The sequence below is a fragment of the Vibrio splendidus 12E03 genome, assembly GCF_000272105.2.
In the GTDB taxonomy this organism is placed as follows: Bacteria; Pseudomonadota; Gammaproteobacteria; order Enterobacterales; family Vibrionaceae; genus Vibrio; species Vibrio splendidus_I.
In genome coordinates, this window is sequence record NZ_AJZD02000058.1 from 1 (window position 1) to 237 (window position 237).

Annotated in this window: 1 pseudogene; it reads left to right on the forward strand. The window is 51.5% G+C overall.

The features are described from left to right. Positions 1-237: pseudogene (locus A142_RS05390) on the forward strand (GspE/PulE family protein); the annotation flags it as partial.

Consider the following 237-nt stretch of genomic DNA (forward strand, 5'->3'; position numbering starts at 1 on the left):
GACACGCTTAAAACGCTCTATTTCACCTCTCAAGACACGGTATTGATGACCGATGGCACGTTGCAAACGTGTGATTTTGATAGCCCCGCCATTGAAAGCATCAAACAACTGGTGAAAGCCAACCCTGAGCAGTTTGGGTTTGATTTTGAGCCCGATTTACTCGTGCGTTTCACCTCGCGTTCGCACATTACGCAATGGCTCGGAGACATCAGCAAGGAGGTGCCGGCGGCGCCTTCC